At 66.4% G+C, this 2,965-nt stretch carries 2 protein-coding genes; both read right to left on the reverse strand.

Annotated elements, in window-relative coordinates:
- Positions 1-1,025: polyketide synthase (locus VN856_RS19700; RefSeq protein WP_325692051.1), on the reverse strand; the 1,025-nt coding region annotated here is incomplete at its 3' end.
- Positions 1,026-1,315: 290 nt separating this feature from the next.
- On the reverse strand, positions 1,316-2,965 hold a 1,650-nt coding region (locus VN856_RS19705), incomplete at its 5' end, for an AMP-binding protein (protein WP_325692053.1).

Raw genomic sequence — 2,965 nt, forward strand, 5'->3', positions numbered from 1 at the left:
ATGTAATCGATGTCCGACGGTTCCAGTCGCGCCGCCGCCAATGCCGATCGGACCACGGCCTGTTGAGCGGGGCCACTGGGCACGGTCTGCCCGCTGCTGGGTCCGTCCTGATTGACCGCCGAACCGCGCACCACCGCCAATACCGAATCCCCGTCGCGCACTGCATCACTGAGCCGCTTGAGCACCACCACTCCGCAGCCCTCGCTACGGACGTAGCCGTCGGCGCTGGCGTCGAAAGTCTTGCATCGGCCATCGGGAGCCAACATGCCCCAGCGCGAAGTAGCAACGCTGTTTTCCGGGCTCAGCATCAGGTTGACCCCGGCCACCAGCGCCTGATCACTTTCCCGCCGGCGCAGGCTCTGGCAGGCCAAATGGACTGTGACCAGCGACGACGAGCAGGCAGTGTCGAGCACGACCGCCGGGCCGTGCGCACCTAGAAAATAGGACAGACGTCCTGCAGCAAAGTTCGCGGCGTTCCCGAACGGGACGTGCGGGTCGACCTCTTCCGGCGGCAGCCGGCCGGCCAGGGTCAGGGTGTAGTCGTAGGTGGTCATCCCGACGAACACCGAAGTCTGGGTGCCGCGGATCATCGGCGCGGTGATGCCCGCGTTTTCCAGTGCCTCCCAAGTGACTTCGAGCAACAGCCGCTGCTGCGGGTCCATCGCTGCGGCCTCACGCGGCGAGATGCCGAAGAACTCGGCGTCGAACTCATCGGGTCGCCAGGAAGTGAGAAAACCGCCCTCTTTGCTGACGATCGTGCCCGGCACCGAGTGGTCGTCGGAGTAGAAGGCGTCGGCGTCCCAGCGTCCCGACGGGACGCCGACGATGCCACTGCCGCCGTCCTGCAGCAGCCGCCAGAACTGGTCGGGAGTGTCCGCACCGCCCGGTAGCCGGCAACCCATTCCCACCACGGCGATCGGCTCGGTGTCGCCCTTTTCGGCGATCTCCAGACGCGCGGTCAGGTCGTCGATCTTGCGCAACGCCTCGGTGATGATGGCCCGACGGTCCGACGGTGCAGCAGTCATCGCGCTCCCCCCGGTCCGTCGGAAAGTTTTTTAAATGGCACATCGTGTGCGAGATACGCGGCCTCGCCCACCGATGTCATCCGGGCGTATCCAGTCGGTTCGCTTCGTCGCGCCCACAACGTTCATCCCAGCCGAAGTGACTGATGTTACCGCCACTCGGCTGTTGCCGAAGGTACCCCCCCTGCACAGCGGGTATCGAAAATTCGCTTGATGACACTGGCTTTACTCCCGCTGCGGTGTAAAGCCGCCTGAACCCCACTAGGTGCGTCTGTCGGCATTGCCGACAGACCTCACGCGGTGGAATCCAAACGGCTGAAGTCGTCCTGCTGGTAGACCTCAACACACGATGAACGGCGGATCTTCCCGCTGGTGGTGATCGGAATCGAGCCGGCCGGCACCAACACGAGGTCGGCCACCCGTAGACCATGCGACTTCGAAATCGCAGACGTCACTTGCGCTCTCACGGTACGAAGGCGTTCCCGCATCTCCTCGGAGTTGCCCCGGTCCTTCATTTCCGCGATCACGATCAGCCGCTCGGTGCGACCATCCTCGATGGAAATCGCCGCGACACGGCCGCCGCTGATCTCCTGAGTGGTCGCCTCGATGTCGTCGGGGTAGTGGTTACGTCCGTCGACGATCAGCAGGTCTTTGATGCGGCCGATGATGAACAGCTCGCCGTCGTAGATGGTGCCCAGGTCGCCGGTGCGAAGCCACGGGCCCAGCGGCGTGCCGCTCGATGGGTCGACGAGCTGACCTCCGAAGGTCTTCTGCGTCTGTTGCGGCTTGCGCCAGTAGCCGGCGGCGACGTTATCGCCATGCAGCCAGATCTCGCCGACCATGCCGGCCGGGTTCTCGACGCGGGTTTCCGGGTCGACGATGCGGATCGTCGACGCACGCGGGACACCGACGCTGACCAGCTCGACTCCGGTCGCGTTGTCGCACGCCTCGGCGTGGCCGGCGGACAACTTCTCGTAGTCGAACGTCGCGACCGTCGGGGGGCGCCCCGGGCCGGAGGAGTTCACGTACACCATCGCCTCGGCCAGACCGTACGACGGCTTCAGCGAGCTGGCCGGGAAGCCGTACGGCGCGAACCGGTCGACGAAACGACGGATCGTCGCAGCGTGGACGCGTTCGCTGCCGGACAGGATGGTGTGTACGCCGGACAGGTCGAGCCCGGCCATGTCCTCGTCGGTGGTCCGACGTGCGGCCAGCTCGAAGGCGAAGTTCGGCACCGCGGTGAAGACGCGGGTGTTCCCGGCCAACTGCTGAATCCACCGGGCCGGGCGCTGCAGAAACGCCATCGGGCTCATCAGCACCGAGTGCAGACCCATGGTGAGCGCGCCGGTGATGCCCAGCAGCAGACCCATGTCGTGGTAGACGGGCAGCCACGACACCAGCGTGGTGTCCGACGGCGGGATCGCGCCCTCCGCCTCGAAGTAGTCGTCACGCACCTGCTGGACGTTGGCCAGGATGTTCTTGTGGGTGACGACCACGGCCGCCGGCGAGCGGGTCGAGCCGGAGGTGTACTGCAGCACCGCGTTCTTGGTCCGGGGCGCGGGCGGGGCCTGAAAGTTAGGCTCCGCATCGAGGTCGAGGCTGTCGACCTCGATCAGCGCGGGTGCCTTGCCGGGCAGCGAACGCGCGCACCCGACCACGTCGTCGACGACAGCGGTCGTCGTCAACAGCACCGTGGGAGCGCAGTCCTGCAAGGCCGCGGAGGCCCGCTCATCGTGGGCGCCGAACTGCGGTACCGGAAGCGGCACTGCGACGAACCCGGCCTCCAAGGCGGCGTAGAAGGCAACGACATAGTCCAGGCCCTGTGGCGCGAGGATGGCCGCACGGTCCCCCGGCGCTCCACAGGACGCCACCTCAGCGGCCAAGGCCTGCACGCGGCCGTAGAGCTCGGACCAGGTGAATGTCTGGGAGTAGCCAGCGGGGTC

It is taken from the genome of Mycobacterium sp. (assembly GCF_035603715.1).
GTDB lineage: Bacteria > Actinomycetota > Actinomycetes > Mycobacteriales > Mycobacteriaceae > Mycobacterium.